General features: G+C 73.5%; 20 protein-coding genes. 10 read left to right on the forward strand and 10 right to left on the reverse strand.

What is annotated here, in order from left to right:
- Window positions 1-39: 39 nt before the first annotated feature.
- Together AFE02nite_RS16470 and AFE02nite_RS16475 are read right to left on the reverse strand one after the other, a co-directional pair.
- Window positions 40-1,134, reverse strand: coding sequence for an inositol-3-phosphate synthase (locus AFE02nite_RS16470; protein WP_034245638.1), 1,095 nt, complete (start codon window positions 1,132-1,134; stop codon window positions 40-42).
- Between the two features lie 18 nt (window positions 1,135-1,152).
- Window positions 1,153-1,785: a PadR family transcriptional regulator gene (locus AFE02nite_RS16475; protein WP_034245636.1), complete on the reverse strand. Its 633-nt coding sequence runs from the start codon at window positions 1,783-1,785 to the stop codon at window positions 1,153-1,155.
- A gap of 355 nt (window positions 1,786-2,140) precedes the next feature.
- Between AFE02nite_RS16475 and AFE02nite_RS16480 the strand changes: the two genes are divergently transcribed.
- From AFE02nite_RS16480 to rplI, 5 genes are all read left to right on the forward strand, one after another.
- Window positions 2,141-4,783, forward strand: a complete 2,643-nt coding sequence (locus AFE02nite_RS16480; protein ID WP_146820054.1) for a transglycosylase domain-containing protein — start codon at window positions 2,141-2,143, stop codon at window positions 4,781-4,783.
- Window positions 4,784-4,999: 216 nt separating this feature from the next.
- Entirely contained in the window at window positions 5,000-5,290 is a 291-nt protein-coding gene (gene rpsF / locus AFE02nite_RS16485; RefSeq protein WP_034249363.1) for a 30S ribosomal protein S6, read from the forward strand.
- A 60-nt stretch (window positions 5,291-5,350) separates the two neighbouring features.
- Complete coding sequence (locus AFE02nite_RS16490; RefSeq protein ID WP_034249365.1) at window positions 5,351-5,845, forward strand: single-stranded DNA-binding protein; 495 nt, start codon at window positions 5,351-5,353, stop codon at window positions 5,843-5,845.
- 101 nt (window positions 5,846-5,946) lie between these two features.
- Window positions 5,947-6,183: a 30S ribosomal protein S18 gene (gene rpsR, locus AFE02nite_RS16495; RefSeq protein WP_034249367.1), complete on the forward strand. Its 237-nt coding sequence runs from the start codon at window positions 5,947-5,949 to the stop codon at window positions 6,181-6,183.
- Between the two features lie 15 nt (window positions 6,184-6,198).
- Window positions 6,199-6,654: a 50S ribosomal protein L9 gene (gene rplI, locus AFE02nite_RS16500; protein ID WP_034249369.1), complete on the forward strand. Its 456-nt coding sequence runs from the start codon at window positions 6,199-6,201 to the stop codon at window positions 6,652-6,654.
- A gap of 178 nt (window positions 6,655-6,832) precedes the next feature.
- Here rplI and AFE02nite_RS16505 read toward each other — a convergent pair whose 3' ends face one another.
- Complete coding sequence (locus tag AFE02nite_RS16505) at window positions 6,833-8,191, reverse strand: MATE family efflux transporter (protein ID WP_261765681.1); 1,359 nt, start codon at window positions 8,189-8,191, stop codon at window positions 6,833-6,835.
- A gap of 335 nt (window positions 8,192-8,526) precedes the next feature.
- On the opposite strand from AFE02nite_RS16505, the gene dnaB reads away from it, so the two are divergent.
- Both dnaB and AFE02nite_RS16515 read left to right on the forward strand, forming a co-directional pair.
- Entirely contained in the window at window positions 8,527-9,903 is a 1,377-nt protein-coding gene (gene dnaB / locus AFE02nite_RS16510; protein ID WP_146820056.1) for a replicative DNA helicase, read from the forward strand.
- Between the two features lie 67 nt (window positions 9,904-9,970).
- Window positions 9,971-11,134: a class I SAM-dependent methyltransferase gene (locus AFE02nite_RS16515; RefSeq protein WP_034247890.1), complete on the forward strand. Its 1,164-nt coding sequence runs from the start codon at window positions 9,971-9,973 to the stop codon at window positions 11,132-11,134.
- Between the two features lie 3 nt (window positions 11,135-11,137).
- Here the strand turns inward: AFE02nite_RS16515 and AFE02nite_RS16520 are convergent, their stop codons facing one another.
- Window positions 11,138-11,740, reverse strand: a complete 603-nt coding sequence (locus AFE02nite_RS16520) for a histidine phosphatase family protein (RefSeq protein ID WP_034247891.1) — start codon at window positions 11,738-11,740, stop codon at window positions 11,138-11,140.
- 222 nt (window positions 11,741-11,962) lie between these two features.
- On the opposite strand from AFE02nite_RS16520, the gene heR reads away from it, so the two are divergent.
- Window positions 11,963-12,745: a heliorhodopsin HeR gene (gene heR, locus AFE02nite_RS16525; protein WP_052113928.1), complete on the forward strand. Its 783-nt coding sequence runs from the start codon at window positions 11,963-11,965 to the stop codon at window positions 12,743-12,745.
- A gap of 53 nt (window positions 12,746-12,798) precedes the next feature.
- On the opposite strand, the gene AFE02nite_RS16530 is transcribed toward heR, so the two are convergent.
- On the reverse strand, window positions 12,799-13,536 hold the full coding sequence (locus AFE02nite_RS16530) for a DNA alkylation repair protein (protein ID WP_186814594.1): 738 nt from the start codon (window positions 13,534-13,536) through the stop codon (window positions 12,799-12,801).
- 138 nt (window positions 13,537-13,674) lie between these two features.
- Here AFE02nite_RS16530 and AFE02nite_RS16535 point away from each other — a divergent pair, with 138 nt between their 5' ends.
- On the forward strand, window positions 13,675-14,343 hold the full coding sequence (locus tag AFE02nite_RS16535) for a ClpP family protease (RefSeq protein ID WP_052113930.1): 669 nt from the start codon (window positions 13,675-13,677) through the stop codon (window positions 14,341-14,343).
- Window positions 14,344-14,401: 58 nt separating this feature from the next.
- Here AFE02nite_RS16535 and AFE02nite_RS16540 read toward each other — a convergent pair whose 3' ends face one another.
- A complete protein-coding gene (locus AFE02nite_RS16540; RefSeq protein ID WP_261765682.1) occupies window positions 14,402-14,998 on the reverse strand; it encodes a helix-turn-helix domain-containing protein in 597 nt (198 codons plus the stop codon).
- 95 nt (window positions 14,999-15,093) lie between these two features.
- Between AFE02nite_RS16540 and AFE02nite_RS16545 the strand changes: the two genes are divergently transcribed.
- Window positions 15,094-15,609 carry a DUF5680 domain-containing protein gene (locus AFE02nite_RS16545; protein WP_222594429.1) on the forward strand — a complete coding sequence of 172 codons (516 nt, stop codon included), beginning with the start codon at window positions 15,094-15,096 and terminating at the stop codon, window positions 15,607-15,609.
- 49 nt (window positions 15,610-15,658) lie between these two features.
- Here AFE02nite_RS16545 and AFE02nite_RS16550 read toward each other — a convergent pair whose 3' ends face one another.
- From AFE02nite_RS16550 to AFE02nite_RS16565, 4 genes are all read right to left on the reverse strand, one after another.
- Window positions 15,659-15,913: a hypothetical protein gene (locus tag AFE02nite_RS16550; protein WP_034248974.1), complete on the reverse strand. Its 255-nt coding sequence runs from the start codon at window positions 15,911-15,913 to the stop codon at window positions 15,659-15,661.
- Window positions 15,914-15,995: 82 nt separating this feature from the next.
- Entirely contained in the window at window positions 15,996-18,533 is a 2,538-nt protein-coding gene (locus AFE02nite_RS16555; protein ID WP_146820059.1) for a lysylphosphatidylglycerol synthase transmembrane domain-containing protein, read from the reverse strand.
- 73 nt (window positions 18,534-18,606) lie between these two features.
- Window positions 18,607-20,532 carry a sensor domain-containing diguanylate cyclase gene (locus AFE02nite_RS16560; RefSeq protein WP_146820060.1) on the reverse strand — a complete coding sequence of 642 codons (1,926 nt, stop codon included), beginning with the start codon at window positions 20,530-20,532 and terminating at the stop codon, window positions 18,607-18,609.
- A 106-nt stretch (window positions 20,533-20,638) separates the two neighbouring features.
- Window positions 20,639-21,454 carry a CPBP family intramembrane glutamic endopeptidase gene (locus tag AFE02nite_RS16565; protein ID WP_034247030.1) on the reverse strand — a complete coding sequence of 272 codons (816 nt, stop codon included), beginning with the start codon at window positions 21,452-21,454 and terminating at the stop codon, window positions 20,639-20,641.
- Window positions 21,455-21,464 lie beyond the last annotated feature (10 nt).

Here is a 21,464-nt window from a genome sequence, read left to right on the forward strand (position 1 = left end):
GAGCGTCAGCCCGGCGCCGCGCCGTGTCCGACGACAGCGTCAGCGCTCCACCTCGCCGCGGATGAACTTCTCGAGCCGCTCGCGGCCCTCGGTGTCCTCCATCTGGATCGGCGGGGACTTCATGAAGTACGTGGCAGCGGCGTGGATGGGGCCACCGATGCCGCGGTCCTTGGCGATCTTCGCCGCGCGGAGCGCGTCGATGATGATGCCGGCCGAGTTCGGGGAGTCCCAGACCTCGAGCTTGTACTCCAGGTTCAGGGGCACCTCGCCGAACGCGCGGCCCTCGAGGCGCACGTACGCCCACTTACGGTCGTCGAGCCACGCGACGTAGTCCGACGGGCCGATGTGGACGTTGCGGTCCTCCTTCTTGCCGGCCAGCGGGCCGTCGTGGAGGTTCGAGGTCACGGCCTGGGTCTTCGAGACCTTCTTGGACTCCAGGCGCTCGCGCTCGAGCATGTTCTTGAAGTCCATGTTGCCGCCGACGTTCAGCTGGTACGTGCGGTCGAGGATGACGCCGCGGTCCTCGAAGAGGCGGGCGAGCACGCGGTGCGTGATCGTCGCGCCGACCTGGGACTTGATGTCGTCGCCGACGATCGGGACGCCGGCCTCCTCGAACTTCGCGGCCCACTCGGGGTCGGAGGCGATGAAGACGGGCAGCGCGTTGACGAAGGCGACCTTGGCGTCGATCGCGCACTGCGCGTAGAACTTGTCGGCCTCCTCGGAGCCCACCGGCAGGTAGGAGATGAGGACGTCGACCTTGTTGTCCTTCAGGACCTGCACGACGTCGACGGGCTCGGCGTCGGACTCCTCGATGGTCTGCGAGTAGTACTTGCCCATGCCGTCGAGCGTGTGGCCACGCTGCACGGTGACGCCGAGCGGCGGCACGTCGGCGATCTTGATCGTGTTGTTCTCGCTGGCGGCGATCGCCTCGGAGAGGTCGAAGCCGACCTTCTTGGCGTCGACGTCGAACGCAGCGACGAACTCGATGTCCTTGACGTGGTACGGGCCGAACTGCACGTGCATGAGGCCCGGGACCTTGCTCTGCGGGTCGGCGTCCGCGTAGTAGTGGACGCCCTGCACCAGCGATGCTGCGCAGTTGCCCACGCCCACGATGGCGACGCGGATGGAACTCATCTCGCTCCTTCAGATCTCTCAGCGCTGCGACGCGGGTGCGCCGTCAGCGGTGTCGGGGCCGGTCGAGCGACCGAGCCCCTTCTCGTCGGCACGACGCCAGGCGCCGCGCTCGTTGTCGATCAGCCCGTCGAGCCACTTGACCTCGCGCTCCACCTGCTCCAGGCCGTGCCGCTGCAGCTCGAGCGTGTAGGCGTCCATGCGCTCCCGCGTGCGGGTCGCCGACTGCCTCACCTGCTCCAGCCGCTCGGTCAGCCGCGTCCGCCTGCCCTCCAGGATCCGCAGCCGAGTCTCGGCGTCGGTCTGGGCGAACAGCGCGAACCGCACCCCGAAGTGCTCGTCCTCCCACGACGACGGGCCCGCCGTCGCCAGCATCTCCCCGAGGTGCTCCTTGCCCTCGGCGGTGAGCTGGTAGACGATCCGCGCCCGCTTGCCCGACAGGGCGTGCGGCGGCGGCGTCTGCGGTCCGTCCGCCCCCACGATGAGGTGACGGTCGGCTAGGGTCTTCAGCGCTGGGTACAGCGAGCCGTACGAGAGTGCGCGGAAGGACCCCAGCAGCAGGTTGAGTCGCTTGCGCAGCTCGTACCCGTGCATGGGCGTCTCGGCGAGAAGGCCGAGGATCGCCAGCTCGAGCACGTCGGAACGACTGCGCACGCTGCCTCCGGGTTGGTGTCGGGTCGGTCGGTACGGGCTGTCGGACAGTCAAGTATCGGAACGACCCAACGGACTGATGTATCAGTTCGATACATCAGGGGATGCTAGACGTGTGCCGCCCTGCACGCAAACACCCGGTGAACTGCGTTCCCCGCGCCCCGCGCCGGCGGGCGAACTCCTACAAGGTCTTCACCGGGCCTCACGGAACCCGACGCGCCTCGCACAGGGCCGGTCCGTACCCTGATCACTGGGCCGGCCACCCTGCCGGCGCGCACCCGGCTGACGGAAGGCACTCGTGACACCGAGCGACCCGACTCGCGGGACCGGTCACCCCGGCCCCCAGCGACGCAGCGTCATGGGCGGCGGGGCGACCCCGCCGTCGTACTCCCCCACCGGCGCCTCGCGCGCCTCCTCCGGCGCGGCCGGCGGACGACGCGCGGCCGGCTCCGCCGGGGGCGGCTCGCGCTCCGGGGGCTCGCGCTCCGGGGGCGGTTCCGGGACGGGCGGACGACGCGCGGCCGGTGGCGCCGCGGCCGGACGCGGCGGGGGCGCGGGGTCGGGCCGCCGTCGGCTGATCGACTACCCGCGCCAGGGGAAGACGGGCGTCCGTCGCTGGCTCCCGTCGTGGCGGCTGGTCGGCGGGACGTTCCTGGTGCTCGTCGCGCTGGTGGTGGGCGCGTTCGTTTGGGCGTACCAGAGCGTCGACATCCCCGACCCGTCGGACTTCGCCGAGTTCCAGACGACGACCGTCTACTACGCGGACGGCACGACGCCGATGGGCCGGTTCGCCGAGCAGAACCGCACGATCATCGCGAGCGACCAGATCCCGCAGCACGTCAAGGACGCCGTCGTCGCCGCGGAGGACCGCACGTTCTACGAGAACCCGGGCATCAACCCGGCCGGCATCGTGCGCGCGCTCTACCTCAACGTCACCGGGCAGGACACGCAGGGCGGCTCGTCGATCACCCAGCAGTACGCCGAGCGGTACTACGTGGGTCAGACCACGACCGACATCCCCGGCAAGATCCGCGAGGCGTTCCTCGCGGTGAAGCTGGCGCGGGTGGAGGACAAGGACGAGATCCTGTCCAACTACATGAACACCATCTACTGGGGTCGCGACGCGTACGGCATCGAGGCCGCCTCCCAGGCCTACTTCGGGATCCCCGCCGCCCAGCTCGACGTCTCGCAGGGTGCGCTGCTCGCGGGCCTCATCCCGTCGCCCAACAACTTCGACCCGCGGATCTCCCCGGAGAACGCGGAGCGTCGCTGGAACTACGTCGTCGACGGCATGGTGACGACCGGCACGCTCACGCAGGCCGAGCGTGACGCGCTCGTCTACCCGCAGACCGTCGAGTTCACCAAGCCCGACACGTACGCCGGCCCGCCCGGCTACCTGCTCGACATGGTCCGCCGGGAGCTCGTCGCCGAGGGCTTCACCGAGGAGGAGCTCGACCAGACCGGCTACCGGATCGTGACGACCATCGACCCCGCCCTGCAGCAGATGGCCGTCGAGTCGGTCGCGGCCGTCCCGCCGGACCACTCGCCGAACCTGCGCACCGCGCTCGTCACGCTCGAGCCGGCGACGGGCGCCATCCGTGCGCTCTACGGCGGCCCGGACTTCATCAGCCAGTCCCGCAACGCCGTCACGCAGGACACGATGCAGGCCGGCTCGACGTTCAAGCCGTTCGCGCTCGTCGCCTACCTCGAGAACGGCGGCTCGCTGAAGTCGAAGTACAACGGCAACTCGAACATCGTCATCCCGGGGTACGCCGCCGAGCCGCTGCAGAACTTCGGGCGCGGGAACGGCCAGAGCTTCGGCGAGATCGACGTCGTCACGGCGACCGCGAACTCCGTCAACACCGTCTACGGGGCGATGAACGTCGAGGTCGGGCCGGACAAGACGCTCGACGCCGCGACCCGGGCGGGCGTGTGCGCGAGCTGGGCCCGCGCCGAGCAGGACTGCTCGCTGTTCGACAACCAGGCGGTGCCGTCGAACGTGCTCGGTACGTCGTCGCCGAACCCGCTCGACATGGCGCAGGCCTACAACACGTTCGCGAACCAGGGCGTGCGGACCGAGCCGTACATCGTCGAGCAGGTCACCTACCCCGACGGCGACGTCGCGTACGAGAACGGCCACGAGAGCGAGCAGGTGTTCGCCGCCGACGTCATGGCTGACACCACGTACGCCCTCACCCAGGTCGTCGAGCGCGGCAGCGGCGAGAAGGCCCAGGCCGTGGGCCACCCGGTGGCTGGCAAGACCGGCACCTCGAACGAGAACAGGTCCGCCTGGTTCATCGGCTTCACGCCACAGCTCACGACGGCCGTCGCGATGTACCAGGCGGGCGTCGACGCGGACGGCAAGCCCGTCGCGGAGACGATCACGCCGTTCGGGCCGTACGTGAACGGCCAGATCACGGGTAGCTCGGCGCCGCTGGACCTGTGGACCGCGTACATGACGCGGGCGATGGAGGGTCGCGAGGTGCTGCAGTTCCCGCCGCGTGCCGACGTCGGCGAGCCGAACACGCCGCCGATGGTGCCGGTGCCGAGCGTCGTCGGGCTGCCGGAGGCCGAGGCGACGTCGCAGCTCCAGACCGCCGGCTTCACGGTGAGCGCACAGCAGGCGGCGGACCCGACCGTGCCGGTCGGCGTGGTCGTCAGCCAGAACCCGAGCGGCGGGGAGGCCGAGCAGGGCAGCGCCGTGACGATCGTCGTCTCCACCGGACCGGGGGAGACGGACGTGCCGAACGTCGTCGGGCTCTCGGAGGCGGACGCGCGCTCCCGGCTGACGGGCGCAGGCTTCGCCGTGACGGTCCAGCAGGCGGCCGACGACGCCATCGCCGCCGGCGACGTCATCTCCCAGAACCCGTCCGGTGGCACTGCCCCGCCCGGCAGCACCGTGACGATCGTCGTGTCCACCGGGCCCGCCGGCGGAGGCGGGGGCGGGGGCGGGGGCGGGGACCCGTCGCCGCCGCCGGTCGAACCGGGCGCGGGCGGCTGACCCGCGCGTCGGCGGTCACGGTCCCGCGGGGCCGGGCCGCCGCCCCGGAAGCCCGCCTGGGGACGCGCGCGGCAGCGCCCGGCCGACCCTGTACGATGGGCGGTCGCTGCCTGGGTAGTGCGGTGCCGATCACCGCGGGCCCCAGGCACGACGACGCACGACCCTCCTGTCACGGAAAGACCGTGACCGCCTAGACCAGAGGAGGTGGGTACCCGCATGCGTCAGTACGAGATGATGGTGATCCTCGACCCTGAGATCGAGGAGCGCACCGTCGCCCCGTCCCTCGACAAGTACCTCTCGGTGGTGACCACTGCCGGCGGCTCCGTCGACAAGGTGGACATCTGGGGACGCCGGCGCCTTGCCTTCGACATCAAGAAGAAGTCCGAGGGCATCTACGCGGTGGTCGACTTCACCGCAACGCCGGACACCGCCAAGGAGCTCGACCGTCAGCTGCGCCTCAACGAGGCCGTGCTGCGGACGAAGATCCTGCGCCCCGACGCTCGCTGACCTCAGCCGAGCCACAGATCAGAACTCCACCAACGCCTCACCGAACCGAGGAGAGCCGCAATGGCTGGTGACACCGTCATCACGGTGGTCGGGAACCTCACTGGGGACCCCGAGCTGCGTTTCACGCCGTCGGGCGCCGCGGTCGCGAACTTCACCGTCGCGTCCACGCCGCGCACGTTTGACCGCCAGAGCAACGAGTGGAAGGACGGCGACACGCTGTTCATGCGCTGCTCGATCTGGCGCGAGGCGGCCGAGAACGTGGCCGAGTCCCTGACCAAGGGGACCCGCGTCATCGTCCAGGGCCGGCTCGTCCAGCGGTCGTACGAGACGCGTGAGGGCGAGAAGCGCACCGTCGTCGAGCTCCAGGTCGACGAGGTCGGCCCCTCGCTGCGGTACGCCTCCGCGAAGGTCACCCGGGCCCAGCGCTCGGGCGGCGGCGGCGGTGGCGGCTTCGGCGGCGGCGCGTCCTCCGGTGGTGGCGGCGGCTTCGACAACGACCCGTGGGCCACGCCCGCCCCTGGCGGCGGCGCGGCCATGGACGAGCCCCCGTTCTGATCGAGCCTCGACGGGCGTCCGACGGACGCCCGATCGACACCTACTGACTGAGCCGGGACGGCCCGAGCGGCCGACCCGCAGTACCCCGAGGAGTACTCACGATGGCCAAGCCGGTCGTCCGCAAGCCCAAGAAGAAGCAGAACCCGCTGAAGGTCGCGAAGATCGAGGCGGTCGACTACAAGGACACCGCGCTGCTGCGGAAGTTCATCTCGGACCGCGGCAAGATCCGCGCGCGCCGGGTGACCGGTGTCTCCGTGCAGGAGCAGCGCGCGATCGCGCGGGCCGTGAAGAACGCCCGCGAGATGGCGCTCCTCCCCTACTCGAGCTCCGCTCGCTGATCGGGGGCCCCTGACATGGCAACGAAGATCATCCTGACGCACGAGGTCACCGGCCTCGGCGCCCCCGGCGACATCGTCGAGGTCAAGGACGGCTACGCCCGCAACTACCTGTTCCCCCGCGGCCTGGCCACGGCGTGGACCAAGGGTGCGGCCAAGCAGGTCGAGGCGATCCGCCGGGCGCGCAAGTCCCGCGAGATCGCGACCCTCGACGACGCCAAGGCCGTCAAGGACCGCCTCCAGGCCGCCCCGGTCGTCGTCCCGGCCAAGGCCGGCGCGTCGGGCCGCCTGTTCGGTGCGGTGACGACGGCGGACATCGCGGAGGCCGTGGCCGCCGCCGGTGGGCCGAAGCTCGACCGCCGCAAGATCGAGATCGCCCAGGCGATCAAGTCGCTCGGCGACCACACGGTGCAGGTCCGCCTGCACGAGGACGTGACCGCGCAGATCGACGTCCGCGTGGTGCCCCAGGCCTGAGCCTGGCGAGACTGACGGAGGCCCGGTCCCCGAGGGGACCGGGCCTCCGCGCATCTGCGGCTCCCCGTCCTGCCGCGAGAACGAGGGATTGGCGCCAGTACGAGGGGTCCGAACCCTCGTCGTCGCGGCAAACCCTCGTTCTCGGCGGAGGGGCGCGGCTGGGCGGGCTGGCCGGCGGTCAGGCGCCGAGGCGGGCCCAGGCGTCCGTGCGGGAGCGCAGGCCCGTCGTCAGGGCCCTCGCGCCCATGAAGATCCCTGCGTAGGCCAGCCAGGCCCACGTGAGGCCCCGGGCGCCGTCGGGGGCCAGGGCGCGGACGGCGAGAGCCGCCGGCGCGTACGCCGCCACCGTGGCCACGCCCGCCCAGGCGAGGAAGCGCCCGTCCCCGGCGCCGATGAGCACACCGTCGAGCACGAACGTCCAGCCGGCCATCGGCAGCCCGACGGCGACGACCAGCAGCGCGGGGGCGACGGCGTCGTGCACCGCGGCGTCGGGCGAGAAGAGCGGCCCGACCACGCCCGACCCGGCCGCGAGGACCAGACCCAGGACCGCGCCCGCACCCACGCCCCAGGTGAGGGTGCGGCGCAGCACCACCCGGGCGGTCGCCCGGTCCCCCGCACCCAGCGCCTGCCCGACGAGCGCCTGCGCGGCGATCGCCAGCGCGTCCAGCGCGAACGCGGCGAAGCTCCAGACGGCCATCACCACCTGGTGCCCGGCGAGGGCGGCCGTGCCCAGGCCGGCGGCCACCCACGCGGCCAGCAGGATGCCCGCGCGCAGCGAGACGGTGCGCAGCAGGAGCGGGACGCCCGCCCGGGTCGCCGACCGCAGCCCGGCCCAGGAGGGCCGCAGCCCGACGTCGTCGGTGCGCGCCCCGGCCGCGACCACCGGCACGAGGACCGCCGCCATCGCCGTCTGGGCGATCGCGGTGCCCAGGCCCGAGCCGGCCACGCCCATCCCGGCGCCGAGCACCAGGCCGACCGACAGGCCGGCGTTGAGCACTGCGCCGCCGGCGGCGACCCACAGCGGCGTCCGCGTGTCCAGGCGGCCGCGCAGCGCGCCCGTGGCGGCGAGGACGGCGAGCATCCCGGGCAGGCCGGGCGCGGACCAGCGCAGGTACGCGAGGGCGTGCGGGCGGACGTCGTCGGGCGCACCGAGGGCGTCGACCACCGGCCCCGCGGCCGCCATGAGCAGGAGGGCCAGGACCGCACCCAGGATCACCGCCAGCCAGGTCCCGTCGACCCCCAGCCGCAGCGCCCGACGCCGGTCACCCGCGCCCAGCGCCCGCGCCACGCCCGCCGTGGTCGCGTAGGCGAGGAACACGCACAGCCCGACGACGGTGGTCAGCACGGTGCCCGCCAGGGCCAGGCCGGCGAGCTCGGCGGCGCCGAGGTGACCGACGACCGCGGAGTCGATCAGGACGAGGAGCGGCTCGGCGACGAGGGCGCCGAGCGCCGGGAGGGCGAGCGCGACGATGCGCCGGTCGAGGGCCCGTCCACCTGGTGGCGAGACCGGCGGTCCGGATGGTGAGAGGTCGGGCAACGAGTTCCTGTCCACAGTCGGTGCACGGCGAATCCGGTGCTCGACGCGGGGGCCGGGCACTTTCATCCCACGATATCCACAGCGTTGTTCCCAGCCTGTGGAAGACCTCCCGCACGGGTCCACACGTCACCCACAAGCCGCCCACAGGACGCTGCACAGGATGCGCGGGTGCCGCGTTGAGCGGTGCCGCCGGACCTCACTAGGGTCTGGTCAGCAGTTCGACGGGACCACCGGTAGGCCGGCATCGCGGGGGATGTCCCTGGCGATGTCGCAGGGGCCTGAGAACATCAGTTCGAGACGATTCCGGCGGACCCGGTGGGGGGCGTGCAGCAGGCATGAGCATCGAGGAACTCGAACGGGGCCTCTCGCTCAACCGCCCCGAACCCGGGTTCGACCGCACGCCGCCGCAGGACATCGCTGCCGAGCAGAGCGTGCTCGGCGGCATGCTGCTCAGCAAGGACGCGATCGCCGACGTCGTCGAGCAGCTGCGCGGGCCGGACTTCTACCGCCCGGCGCACGAGCTCATCTACGACGCCGTGCTCGACCTCTACGGGCGCGGCGAGCCGGCTGACGCCGTCACCGTCTCGGCGGAGCTCACCAAGCGCGGCGAGATCGCCCGCATCGGCGGGGCGCCGTACCTGCACACGCTGATCTCGATGGTGCCGACGGCCGCGAACGCCGGCTACTACGCACGCATCGTGCGCGAGCGCGCGGTGCTGCGTCGCCTGGTCGAGGCGGGCACCCGCATCGTGCAGCTGGGTTACGCGGCCGACGGCGGCGACGTCGAGGACATCGTCAACAGCGCGCAGGCCGAGGTGTACGCGGTCACGGACCGCAAGTCGTCCGAGGACTACCTGCCGATCGCCGACATCATCAACGGGACGATGGAGGAGATCGAGGCCGCGGGGCACCGCGGCGAGGGCATGATCGGCGTGCCCACCGGCTTCATCGAGCTCGACCGGCTGACGAACGGCCTGCACCCGGGCCAGATGATCGTCGTCGCCGCGCGTCCCGCCATCGGCAAGTCGACGCTCGCGGCGGACTTCGTGCGCTCGGCGGCGATCAAGCACCAGCAGACGTCCGTCGTGTTCTCCCTGGAGATGAGCCGCAACGAGCTCACGATGCGCATGCTGTCCGCGGAGGCCCAGGTCCCCCTGCAGAACATGCGCAAGGGCACCATGCGCGACGAGGACTGGCAGAAGCTGGCGGCGACGATGGGCCGGCTGTCGCAGGCGCCGCTGTTCATCGACGACTCGCCGAACATGTCGCTCATGGAGATCCGGGCCAAGTGCCGCCGCCTCAAGCAGCGCCACAACCTCAAGCTCGTGGTCATCGACTACCTCCAGCTGATGAGCTCGGGCAAGCGCGTCGAGTCGCGCCAGCAGGAGGTCAGCGAGTTCTCCCGTGCGCTCAAGCTGCTCGCCAAGGAGCTCGAGGTGCCGGTGATCGCGATCTCGCAGCTGAACCGTGGCGCCGAGCAGCGCACCGACAAGAAGCCGATGCTTTCCGACCTCCGCGAGTCGGGCGCCATCGAGCAGGACGCCGACGTCGTGATCCTGCTGCACCGCGAGGACGCCTACGAGCGCGAGTCCCCGCGCGCGGGCGAGGCCGACCTCATCGTGGCCAAGCACCGTAACGGCCCGACGGACACGATCGTCGTCTCGAGCCAGCTGCACTACTCCCGGTTCGTCAACATGTCGGCGGGCCTCTAGGCCGGTGTCCGTGCGAGGGAGCGCGGCCGGTGCCGGGCGCGCGGACGGAGCCTGGGACGATGGCCCGGTGACCACCTTCTCGTTCGACGACCTGCGCCGCTTCCCTGACGTCGAGGCGGTCAACCTCGTCGCCGCCGACGCGACCGATCGCCTGATCCTCGACGAGGCTGCCGCGGATCTCGCGACGGCCCCGGCCGGCACGGTCTGCGTCGTCGGCGACAGGTACGGGGCGCTGACCCTCGGTGCGGTGGCCCTGCACGGGGTGACGGGCGTGCGGACCCACCAGGACCGGCTCGTCGGCGAGCAGGCCCTCACCGCGAACGCCGAGCGGCTCGGCCTGTCCGGCACCTTCACGACCCACCTCCTCGACGACGGCGCGCTCGCGGGCGCCCGGGTCGTCCTCTGGCAGCTGCCCGCCTCGCTCGACGAGCTCGACGAGGTGGCCGAGGCGATCGCGACGCACGCCCATCCCGAGGTGCGGGTCTACGCCGGTGGGCGGGTCAAGCACATGACCCACGGCATGAACGACGTGCTCGGGCGATGGTTCTCCGACGTGCAGGCCCGGCTCGCACGGCAGAAGTCCCGGGTGCTCGTCGCCGCCGCGCCGCGCCCGGCCGGGGACCGCCCCGCGCCGGACTGGCCGGCCGCCGAGCGGCACGACGACCTCGGGCTCACCGTCCTGGCGCACGGGGGCGTCTTCGCCGGCACGGGCGTCGACATCGGCACGAGGTTCCTGCTCGCGAGCGAGGACCAGATGGCGCCGGCCGCCGAGACGGCGCTCGACCTCGGCTGCGGTACGGGCGTGCTCGCCGTGAGCCTCGCGCAGGCGCGGCCCGCGCTGCGCGTGACCGCGACGGACGAGTCGGCGGCCGCCGTCGCCTCGGCGAGGGCGACCGCGGAGGCGAACGGTGTCGCGGACCGCGTCACCGTCGCCCGGGACGTCGCCGCCGCGGGCGTGCCGGACGCCTCGGTGGACCTCGTCGTGCTGAACCCGCCGTTCCACGTCGGGACCACCGTGCACTCGGGTATCGCCCGGCGCCTGTTCGCCGACGCCGCGCGGGTGCTGCGCCCGGGCGGCGAGCTGTGGGTCGTCTGGAACTCGCACCTGCAGTACCGGCCGGTGCTCACCACGCTCGTCGGCCCGACCCGGCAGGCCGACCGCAACGCCAAGTTCACGGTCACGGTGTCGACGAAGGCGGTGTCGACCAAGGCGGTGTCGACGAAGGCGTGACGCTCAGGAGAGCGAGCGACCGGCCCAGCTGAGCGCGCGCCACCCCTCGGCGGGGTGTCCCTCGAGCACGACGACGTCGGTGTTGCCGAGGCGCGACCGCGCGGCCTCGTCCGCGGGGATGCCGGCCCGGATGGCGGCCCAGGACCGGATGACCGTGCCGTGGCTGACCATCACCACGGTCTCGGCGCCCGACGCGGCCGCCTCGGTCACCACGTCGTCGAAACGGGCGAGGACCTCGGGGGCCGTCTCGCCCCCGGGCAGGGCCGCGTCGTGGTCGCCGGCCACCCAGGCCAGGCTCGTGGCGAGGTAGCGCTCGACCGACGCCGCGTCGCCGAGCATCTCCAGGTCGCCCGCGCTGATCTCGCGCAGCCCGTCCCGCACCTGCACGTCTAGCCCGCGCGCCGCGGCGAGCGGTGCGGCCGTCTGCTGCGTCCGCACCAACGACGAGGCGTACAAGGCGTCGATCGTGGCGCCGTCGAGCACCGCGGGCAGGGCTGCCGCCTGCTCGTGGCCGAGGTCCGTGAGGTGGGCGCCGGGGTGCGCGGTGTCCAGGAGCCCGGCGACGTTGGCAGTCGTCTGGCCGTGGCGCACGAGGATCAGCCGCATCCCCCGATTCTCCCGGGGTCGGCGCGACAGGAGCCGGGACGTCCGTCGCCGCCTGGCCCGCCTACGCCGTCGTCTGGCCTGCCGACGCCGCCGCCGCGTCCCGGGAATCATCCGGGCGACCACTGTCGTTGGTGATCACGAGCGTGCGACGCTCTCACCAGGACTGATCATGGTTCGAGCCCAACGGCGGGCGGTCCGTCGTCGGAGACCCCGGGAGGCGCCATGGCGACCCGCGAGACCCTCGTGATCCCTGCCGAGCGGCTGAGGAACCTGCGCCGCTGGAACATCGGCGCGGGCGTGCTGCACGCCGCGTCCGCCGTGGCCGTCGTCGTCCTGGCGAGCGACTTCACGCTGCCGGTCACGGCCTCCTACCTCGACGGCCCGCCCGGCAGCGACGCCTTCACCACGACGACGCTGTGGGACGTGCCACTCGCGTGGGGCGTCGCGCTCTTCTTCGTGCTCAGCGCGCTCGCGCACGCGTGGGTCGCGGGGCCGGGCTTCCGCCGGTACGGCACGGACCTCGCCCAGCAGCGCAACGACGCCCGCTGGGTGGAGTACTCGCTGTCGTCGTCGGTGATGATCTGGCTCATCGCGCAGGTCTGCGGCATCGCCGACGTCACCGCGCTCGTCGCGATCTTCGCCGTGAACGCCTGCATGATCCTGTTCGGCTGGCTCCAGGAGAAGTACGAGGTGCCCGGCGAGCGCGGCTTCCTGCCGTTCTGGTTCGGCTGCTTCGCGGGCGCGATCCCGTGGCTGCTGATCCTGCTGGTCGTCGTCCTGCGCCCGGGCTACGAGGGGACGGGCGAGGTGCCCGGGTTCGTGTACGGCATCGTCGTGTCGCTCTTCGTGTTCTTCAACATCTTCGCGATCGTCCAGTGGCTGCAGTACAAGCAGGTCGGGCGCTGGAAGGACTACCTCGTGGGTGAGCGCACGTACATCACGCTCTCGCTCGTGGCGAAGTCGCTGCTGGCCTGGCAGGTCTTCGCGGGCACGCTCGCGGGCTGACCGACGACGGCGCCGGCCGCGCGGGGCGACCTGCCGGCCGGCGCCGACGGGCGTCAGCGGGTGCGCGCCCGCAGACCGAGGTAGTGGCGACGGACGTCCCCGGCCTGGTGCTCGAGCGCGTACCGCAGGGCGGTGCGCGGCATGGTCGCGGCGTGCGCGTCGAGGAACCCGAGCAGCGCGGCCGGCTCGACGTCGCCCGCGCAGCGCAGCAGCCAGCCGACGGCCTTGCGCAGGAGGTCGTGCCCGTCGTCGACCAGGAGCTCCGCGACCCGGAGCACCTCGGCGACCTGGCCGGCGTCGGAGTACGCCATCGTCGCGACCATCGCGGTGCGGCGTTCCCAGACGACGGCGGACGCGGCGAGCCGGTCCAGCGTGGCCCCGCCATCTGGGTGGGCCAGCAGCCAGCGCCCGACGACGTCGCGCGCGGCCCGGTCCACGAGGTCCCAGTTGTCGATCCGGTCGTGCCGGCGCAGGTAGAGCTCGAACAGCTCCCGGCGGCGGTCCTCCGGCGTCCGGGCCACCCGAGCCTGGTGCGCCATGATCTCCAGCGCGGCGGTGCGGACCTCGTGCCACGGGCTGGCCAGGAGCGTCTCGAGCTCGGTGGGCGGCAGCGCGCGGTACGGCCGCAGCGTCGCCTTGACCCGGGGCACCGTGAGCCCGAGGAAGCGGTCGCCCTCCCCGTAGCCGCCGGGCCCGGTCTGGAAGTAGCGCGCCAAGCCGACGGCGGCGTCGTCGTCGGCCTGCGCCCGCAGGGCCGCGTCGAGGCCGGCGGCCGTCGGCACGGTGTCCACGCGCGTCACCGTAGCCGGGGCGATGACGGGCCGGGCGCCGCACCTTCTGCCCGGGGCGTATCCGCTGCAGGCAGAGCCCAGGGCGCGCGCGGGCCGCGCGGTGCCACCGTGGAGGCGTCCGCACCCGAGGAGGTCACCATGCTGCCCCTACCCCGCCCGACGACGGCGTCCGCACCCGCGCTGCGCGCCGCCGCGCCCGCGCTGCGCGCCGAGGCGCCCGGGCTCGCGCCGTTCGACGACCACCTGGCCAGCCGCCTGCTGCACCAGCGGATCATCGTGCTGGGTCAGGAGGTCGACGACGCGATCGCCAACCGGATCTGCGCCGAGCTGCTGCTGCTGTCCGCCGAGGACCCGCGCCGGGACATCGCGCTCTACGTGAACTCCCCGGGCGGCTCGATCTCGGCCGCGCTCGCGATCTACGACACGATGCGACTCGTCCCGAACGACGTCTCGACGCTCGCGATGGGCCTGGCCGCGAGCGCGGGCCAGTTCCTGCTGTCGGCCGGGACGCCGGGCAAGCGGTTCGCGCTGCGGCACGCGCGGATCCTCATGCACCAGCCGTTGGGCGGCATCGGCGGGACGGCGATCGACGTCGCCATCCAGGCGGAGAACCTGCGCTACACCAAGCGCACGATGCAGGCGCTCACCGCCGAGCACACCGGCCAGACGGTCGAGCGGATCGAGAAGGACTCCGACCGCGACCGCTGGTTCAGTGCCGAGGAGGCGCGCGAGTACGGGCTCGTCGACCGCGTGGTCGAGCACCTCGACGACGTCCGGCCCGACGCCGTACGCCCCGCCGGGTTGTGACGGGCAGCGTTGTGACGGGGTGAGCCGTGACGGGCCGGCTGCGGGGGCGGGCGGCGGCTCAGGCGACGGAGAGCAGCGCGCGGGGCGTGCCGTCGCCGTCGTCCGAGTCGTCCGATGCCCGCTCCGTGACCGAGCGGACGTCCACGAGGACCGGTGCCACCGCGGTCGCACTCCGGTCACGTGCACCGGCCGGCACCGAGCGGCTCGCGCGACGCTCGGCGGTACGCAGGTCGGCGGTGCGACGCTCGGTGGCGCGCAGGTCCGTGGCGTGCAGCTCGGTGGCCCGCAGCTCGCGGGCCGCGTCGAGGAGCAGGTCGGCGAGCCGCATCCCCAGGGCGTGGCACACCGCGAGCAGGACCTCGGAGGACGGCTCCTTGCGGCCGCGCTCGATCTCGGAGAGGTAGGCGATCGAGACCCGCGCCTCGGAGGCCACGGCGGCGAGCGTGCGGCCCTGCTCCTCCCGCCGGCGGCGGAACGCCGAGCCGACGAGCAGGCGCAGCAGGGGTTCGCTCCGCTCGGGCGCGACTGGGTTCCCAGGCCGCTGCGCCGCCGTCGGCCGCTGGGCCGCCGTCGGGCGCGCCGGGCCGCGGGCGGGCGTCGCCGCGCGTCGGGCGACGGCGGGGGCCCGGAGGCCGCCTGCGGGAGCTGGGGTCACCTTCAGGACGCTAACAGCGCATCCCGACATCCCGGCTGGAACGACGTTCTGCCCTCGGCGAAGACGTGTCGGTGGTGGCCGCCAGGATGGCGGCCATGATCGACGCCCTGCAGCCGCCGCTCCCTGCCGTGCCCGCCCCGCCGGCGGTGCCCGACGTCGACGGGCTCACGGCGTTCGTCGTCGCGGCGAAGGCCGCGACCTACGCGGGGGACGGCGCGACGCTCCTGCCCTACCGGCTCGGCAGCCACGACCTCCAGTACGTGCAGGGCCGGTGGGCGTACCACGACAGCTACGTGGGCGGCACCGACTTCCAGGGCCAGGAGGTCGTCTACCGGGACGGCGACCCCGTGTGGGCGATGACCTACTACGGCTACCTCGTCGACCCCGACGCGCTCGACGCCGCGACGGCGGGGCAGGTGATCAAGCGGGCGCTCGGGGCGCTGTACGCCCAGGGGCGCTTCCTCGGCGGCTGGCGGTACGAGGCCCTCGGCTACGACTACGTGGACGTCACGGCCGGCGACGTCGGCCGCTTCACGGGCTGGGAGCGCATCGAGCGCGCGGGTCGGCTGCTGTACGAGCTGCGTTACGTCGGCGGGCGCATCCTCGCCTGACGCCTGCCCGAGGCGATCGGCGCACCGGACGCTGGGCGACGGCCGCGCGTCAGGCCTGCGGCATCGACAGGCCGCCGACGGCGCCGGCACCGCCGCCGGGCGACAGGGGCCACTCGCCGTGGCAGGCGGTGCACTGCAGCGACACGCGCGGTGTGCCGAGGGGGAACAGGGGGATCCAGAACAGGTGTGCCCAGACGCGCGAGGCGACCCGCTCGACGGCGCGCACCACCGCGCAGTGGGGGCAGTCGAACGTGCCGACGCCGAGGACGCGCCGGCGGAGCCGGGTGCCGAAGAAGAGGATCATCCCGGCCAGGCTCGCACGGGCCCTTCATGGTCACGCCTGGGGAACAGGGTGAAAACCCGGCCGCAGCCGTGGGTCAGAGCTCTCAGAGCTCTCCGGTCCTCTGCAGCCGTCGCATCGCGACCCAGCCGATCGGGATGCGCGCCCAGAACGTGACGGCGCGGAAGACCAGGACCGTCGGGGTCGCGATGGCGATCGGGATCCCGGCGCCGGCGAGCGCGAGGCTCAGGGCCGTCTCGACCGTGCCGAGGCCGCCGGGCACCGGCACCATCGCCCCGACGGCGTTGCCCAGCAGGTACACGATCGCGATGTCGACGAGCGAGAGACGGTCCGCCTGACCGAACGCCGCGAGGCTCGCCCAGAACGCCCCCACGTAGCCGAGCGACATGAGCAGGCTGCCGCCGATGGCGACGACGAACCGGCGCGGCTGGCCGATCAGCTGGACGAGCCGCGGCCACGTCGTCTGCCAGATGGGGACGACGCGCTCGCTCGCCCAGTGACGGGCGCTGGGCACCAGCATGAGGGCCGCCGCGGCGACCGCGATCACGGCGATGGCCAGCAGGATCGTCCGCGGCGGCAGCGACTTGCCGAGCTGGTCCGTGCCGGTCGCGATCGACAGCCCGACCAGCATCAGCATCGTCGTGACGAACTGCGCCAGCTGCACCAGGCCGACGGACGCCACGGAGAGGGCGTTCGAGACGCCCCTGCGCGTGAGCATCCGCATGTTCAGCGCGGCGGGCCCGACGGCGGCGGGCGCCGCGAGCGACAGGTAGGCCGCGGCCGCCTGGACGAGCGTGGTGCGCCAGACCGAGAGCTTGATGGGCGCGAAGGCCACCATGGCCAGCGCCGACCCGACGAACGTCACCAGACCCAGGACGAACGCCACGAGCGCCCACACCGGCGAGGCCTGCCGGACGGCGTCCAGCACCTGCTCGAGGTTCAGCGACGTGATGACGGCGAACGCGGCGGCGATGCCGAGCACGATCATGAGGATGGTCCGGGCACCGAAGCGCACGATCCGCTCCGGCTCCACGACCGCCTTCGGCAGCCGCGCGAGCAGCGCCTCGCGGAGCTCGCCCATCATGTGCCGGTTCTCGCGCGCCTCGTCCCGCGTGGCGCGGGGGAACGCGATCGGCTGGAGCAGCGGCCCGATCGTCGCGAGGTCGTCCGGGATGGTGCGCACCGCGGAGGCGACCGCCCGCTCCGGCCCCACCTTGAGCGCCAGCACGGTCAGGAGCGTCGCGACGTCGATCCGCCGCGCCAGCTCCGACGACGCGACGTCGCCGTTCTCCCACCCGGTGAGCAGCACGACCGGCGCGCCGGGCTCGTGGTGGGTGCGCGCGGGCGCGTCCGGCGGGCAGGCGTTCGGACGCATGTTGACGAGGACGACGTCGGAGGTGATCGCGCGGTGCGTGAGCCCGGCGGAGTGGGCGATCGCGAGCTGCTCCCACACGGCGTCGAGCACGTCGTCGGACAGCGCCTCGGGCGGCAGGTCGCGGACGGGGACGGCGCCGCGCGCGTGCTGCTGGATGAGCAGCATCGAGTCCTCGGCCTCGGCCATGCCGAGCAGCCGCGGGGTGCACACGCCGGCCGACCACGCCGCGTACGACAGGAGCGCCGCGCGCTCGGCCGCCTGGCGCAGGGAGACGACGGCGCGGCCCTCGATGCCGCGCAGGCGCATGGAGCGCCACAGCCGGGTGAGGAAGCCGACCACCTGCCGGTCGCCGTCGAGCGCGACGACGTCGAGGCGCTCGCCGTCCGCCGTCGTCATCGCGTAGACGCGGTTGTCGCCGGCGCGGGTGATGGCGATCGCGGCGAGGTCGGTGACGAGCTCGCCGGTGTCGTTGCCGTCGGCGCCGACGTCGCGCACGCGGATGAGGCGCGTCGGCGCGAAGCCCGCGCGGCGGATGCCCTCGACCAGGGCGCGGCCGTAGGCGCGCTCGCTCTGCACGCCGAACGCGTAGCGCAGCGCGAGGCCGCTCGCGCGCCCGATGAGGACGGTGAGCAGCGCGCCCGGGAGCGTGATGAGCCCGGTGATCATCGCGACGCCCAGGACGATCCACAGGAAGTTCCAGGACCAGCCCGCGGACCGCCGTCGGCTGCGCGTGCCCGACGCCGTCAGCATCCCCGCGACCGCCGCCAGCAGCGGCGGGATGGTGACCGCCCAGCTGCCGTTCGCCCAGACGGAGAACTCGTTCTGCAGCGCCGTGATCGCCCAGGTCTCGATGAGCCAGATGGCCAGGCGAGCCGAGAGCAGCGCGACGATGGCGCCGAGGACCGCCTCGGCGGCCTGGCGGATCAGCCGCCGCCAGAACAGCTCCGCGAGCACCGCGATCGGGGCGGCCACGGTGACGATCCACTCGAGCACCGCGATGGGGAAGATGACGAGGTTGCGGACGATGTCCGCGACCCCGCGCACGTCCTCCGCGATGCCGCGCGTCGTGCCGTGGGCGTAGGCGGAGAGCACGACGACGACGGCGATGCCGACGAGCGAGAGCACCGACCCCATGAGGTCGGCGGGGTGGTGCACCCGGACGGCGGGCGTGTCGATGATCCGCACCCCGTGGTCCGAGCCGACGCGGCTACGTGCGCTGGCGACGCGCTCCGTAGGCGGGCTGGACATGCTGGCGAGTCTAGGCGCGCAGGCACCCGAGCCATGGCGGCTGCCGCGCGCGGTTCGTCAGGGGGCGCGTTCGTCAGGGGGTGCGTTCGTCAGGGGCGAGGCCCGGCACGGAGTCGGGCGGCGGCGCCTCGGCGTCGCGCACGGCGGGCAGGACGGCGGGCGGCCCGTCCGGGGGTGCGGTGTCGGGCAGGGGGAGGCGGGTGCGGACGTGGTCGACGTCGTCGGGCGCGGGGGCGGGCGCGGAGGCGTCGAGCGGCGCGGGGATGGCGTCCGGGGTGGGGACGTCGTCCGGCACCACGTCGGGGACGGGTACGGCGTCGGGGACGGGTACGGCGTCGGGGACGGGCGCTGCGTCGGGGACGGACACCGCGTCGACGGGCGCGGGGGCGGCGTCGGGGACGGGCGCTGCGTCGACGGGCGCGGGGGCTGCCTCGGGCGCGGGGGCGGGGGCCGAGCGGGCGGCGTGGGCCGGCGTCGTCCGCGGGGACGGGGCGGGCGGGGTGGCCTGGGCGGGCGGGCTGGCGGGTGCGGGTGCGGGCGCGTGGTCGGGGGCCGGCGCGGCCGCGTGCGTCCCGGGCGCGTGCGCCGCGCCGTGGGGCACGACGCCGCTCTCGCGGTGGCGGCGGTTCTTCACCTGGTACATGCGCTGGTCGGCGGCGGCGAGGAGGCGGTCGAGCGGCATCCGCGGGTCGGCGGAGATGGCGTAGCCGACGCTGGCGCCGATCGCGACCGTGCCGCTGGACAGGGTGATCGGCTGCTCGATCGCGCTGACCAGGCGCCCGACGACGGTGCGCACCTCCTGCTCGTCGCGCACCTCGGTGAGGAGCACGCCGAACTCGTCGCCGCCGAGGCGGCCGAGGTGGTCGTGCGCGCGCAGCGCGGCGGTGAGGCGCTTCGCGACGACGACGAGGACGTCGTCGCCGGCCTGGTGCCCGAGGTTGTCGTTGACGTCCTTGAAGAGGTCGAGGTCCACGAAGAGCACGGCGACCGCCGCCCCAGGGCCGGCCTGCGGCAGCGACGCGGTCATCCGGCGGAGCAGCTCGCCGCGGTTGGGCAGGCTCGTGAGGTCGTCGTGGGACGCGGCGTGCGCGAGGGCGCGCTGCGCGCCGAGGCGCTCGCTGACGTCCCGCTGCTGGACCACCATGCCCTCGACCAGCCGGTCGGCGAGGAGGTTGTGGAACGTCCACTCGTACCAGCGGTGCTCGAGGCTCGCGTGCACCACCAGCACGTCCATGCTCGAGCGGGCGTCCTCGCCGCGCTGCATCAGCTCGGAGAGGCGAGCCGCCACGGCGGGCCGGTGCTCGGCGTCGACGATGTCCAGGAGCGGCCGGCCCAGGAGCTCCGCGGGCCGATAGCCCATGGCGCGCTCGGCGGCCGGGCTGACGTAGGTGAGGATGCCGCCGCCGTTGCTGACGGTGAGCACGTCGGTCGAGCTCTCCATCAGGGCCCGCAGGCGCGCCTCCGCGCGCGCGAGGGCGTGCGCGTAGCCGCGCTGGCTCTTCGCGCCCCGCGCGACGGCGTACCCCGCCGCCCACGCGCCGGCGAGGAGCGCGGCCGCCGCGACGTGGCTCGGGCCGGTGCCGATGACCGAGGGCAGGAGGTCGAGCTGGACGGCGGTCTCGCCGGCCGCGGTGAGGACGGTCGCGGCGATGCCGGCGACGAGCGCGAGGCGGGCGCTCGCGCGCTGCAGCAGGGGGACGGCCGTCGTGATGACGCCCGCCGGGACGAGCAGCGTCCAGCCCGCGTTCCAGCACAGGGCCGTGACCAGCGCGGCCGACAGGAGCAGGCGCAGCGTGTGCCGCTCCTCGAGCCGGCCGGACCCGAGCGACGGCTGGGCGCTGTCGTTCGCGACGAGGATGGTCAGGGGCAGCAGCAGCGCCACGACCACCGGGTCGCCGAGCACGAGGTCCAGGTGCTCGAGCCACATGAGCACGGGCAGCGCGACGACGAGGGCGGCGATGGCCGCCACGCTCGTGCGCAGGTTCCCTGCTCTCGGCACGTCCACGCTCCGTCGTCGGGGGCAGCCCCAGCCTGCCCGCCCATGATGTGATCGGCGCGTCGAGGCCTGGACATGAGCGTCGACGCCCGGGCGCCGACGTGCTCGATCAGGTGATCCCGAGCGCCTCGAGCACCGGCCCTGGTAGCAGGGTGTATCCCAGGAACGCCACCACGTCCAGTGTCGTGTGCGCGACGACCAGCGGTGCGACCCGGCGGGTGCGCACGTAGTACCAGGCGTAGAGCACGCCCATGACGACGTTCCCGGCCGCCATCCCCGGCCCCTGGTAGAGGTGGTAGGTGCCGCGCAGGAGCGCGCTCGCCGTGATGATCGCCGGCACGCCCCAGCGGAGCTCCCCGAGGCGTTCGACCAGGTAGCCGACCGCGACGACCTCCTCCAGCAGGGCGTTCTTGAGCGCCGCCAGGATGAGGACGGGCACGGCCCACCAGTGCGGGTCGAGGCCCGACGTCTGGATCGCGACGCTCCATCCGAGGGCCCGCGCCACGACGTACAGGCCCAGCCCCGGGATCCCGACGACGGCGGCCAGGGCGGCGCCCGTGCCCAGGTCGCGCCACGGGCGGGCGAGGTCCAGGCCGATGCGGCGGAGCACCGCCCGGCCAGGCGTGGACAGCAGGTAGAGCGCCAGGGCCACCGGGACGAGCGTGAACACGACGTCGAGCAGCTGGTAGATGAGGTCCAGCCAGGGGCGCTCGTTCTGGGACGGGTTGAGGGTGGTGACCTGCTGGCCGATCGGGACGTCGCGCGTCAGCCGGTCGAGCAGGCGGACCAGCGCGTACACCGCGGACTGCCCGACGGAGAGGCCCAGGACGATCCACACCTCGGCCCGCAGCCGGGCGCGGCGCTGGTCGGGCGGGGCAGCGGACGGCGCGTCGACCTGCGCGGCGGGGGGGACGGCGTCGTGCACGGGCCCAACC

The sequence above is a fragment of the Actinotalea fermentans genome (assembly GCF_007991475.1).
Classification (GTDB): Bacteria; Actinomycetota; Actinomycetes; order Actinomycetales; family Cellulomonadaceae; genus Actinotalea; species Actinotalea fermentans.

Excerpts from the sequence above, each read along its gene's own strand:
- AFE02nite_RS16470 (WP_034245638.1), bottom strand. The coding sequence starts at position 1,134 with ATGAGTTCCATCCGCGTCGCCATCGTGGGCGTGGGCAACTGCGCAGCA.
- AFE02nite_RS16480 (WP_146820054.1), top strand. The coding sequence starts at position 2,141 with ATGGGCGGCGGGGCGACCCCGCCGTCGTACTCCCCCACCGGCGCCTCG.
- rpsF (WP_034249363.1), top strand. The coding sequence starts at position 5,000 with ATGCGTCAGTACGAGATGATGGTGATCCTCGACCCTGAGATCGAGGAG.
- AFE02nite_RS16490 (WP_034249365.1), top strand. The coding sequence starts at position 5,351 with ATGGCTGGTGACACCGTCATCACGGTGGTCGGGAACCTCACTGGGGAC.
- rpsR (WP_034249367.1), top strand. The coding sequence starts at position 5,947 with ATGGCCAAGCCGGTCGTCCGCAAGCCCAAGAAGAAGCAGAACCCGCTG.
- rplI (WP_034249369.1), top strand. The coding sequence starts at position 6,199 with ATGGCAACGAAGATCATCCTGACGCACGAGGTCACCGGCCTCGGCGCC.
- dnaB (WP_146820056.1), top strand. The coding sequence starts at position 8,527 with ATGAGCATCGAGGAACTCGAACGGGGCCTCTCGCTCAACCGCCCCGAA.
- AFE02nite_RS16520 (WP_034247891.1), bottom strand. The coding sequence starts at position 11,740 with ATGCGGCTGATCCTCGTGCGCCACGGCCAGACGACTGCCAACGTCGCC.
- heR (WP_052113928.1), top strand. The coding sequence starts at position 11,963 with ATGGCGACCCGCGAGACCCTCGTGATCCCTGCCGAGCGGCTGAGGAAC.
- AFE02nite_RS16535 (WP_052113930.1), top strand. The coding sequence starts at position 13,675 with ATGCTGCCCCTACCCCGCCCGACGACGGCGTCCGCACCCGCGCTGCGC.
- AFE02nite_RS16545 (WP_222594429.1), top strand. The coding sequence starts at position 15,094 with ATGATCGACGCCCTGCAGCCGCCGCTCCCTGCCGTGCCCGCCCCGCCG.
- AFE02nite_RS16550 (WP_034248974.1), bottom strand. The coding sequence starts at position 15,913 with ATGATCCTCTTCTTCGGCACCCGGCTCCGCCGGCGCGTCCTCGGCGTC.
- AFE02nite_RS16555 (WP_146820059.1), bottom strand. The coding sequence starts at position 18,533 with ATGTCCAGCCCGCCTACGGAGCGCGTCGCCAGCGCACGTAGCCGCGTC.